We start from the raw sequence: 264 nt of genomic DNA, 5'->3' as shown, positions 1-264 counted from the left end.
ACCCGCCCCGCCCCCGCAGCATCCGTTCGCACCACCCGCTGCAACAACTCGTTCACCGTGCGGCACCCATATCGTCCGCAGAACGCCGGCTCACCCGACCCCGCCGGCCGTTCATCGACCGACGCGACCGCCTCCACGACCACCGCCTCCACCCGCCGCTGCACCTCACCCGCGACCCGCAACAACACCATCTTCTCGTCGTCACCGAGCCGGGCGATCACGTCAGAGCGCAGCACCGCATCCAGGTCAGCGACGACCTGGCCG

General features: G+C 70.5%; 1 protein-coding gene. It reads right to left on the bottom strand.

What is annotated here, in order from left to right:
- Nucleotides 1–264 (bottom strand): hypothetical protein (locus SB773_RS32540; RefSeq protein WP_410594518.1); only part of this gene is annotated, 264 nt, incomplete at both ends.

The organism is Bacillus sp. SIMBA_074 (assembly GCF_046534555.1).
Lineage (GTDB): Bacteria > Bacillota > Bacilli > Bacillales > Bacillaceae_G > Bacillus_A > Bacillus_A mycoides.
This window is presented reverse-complemented; position numbering and strand designations above follow the sequence as displayed.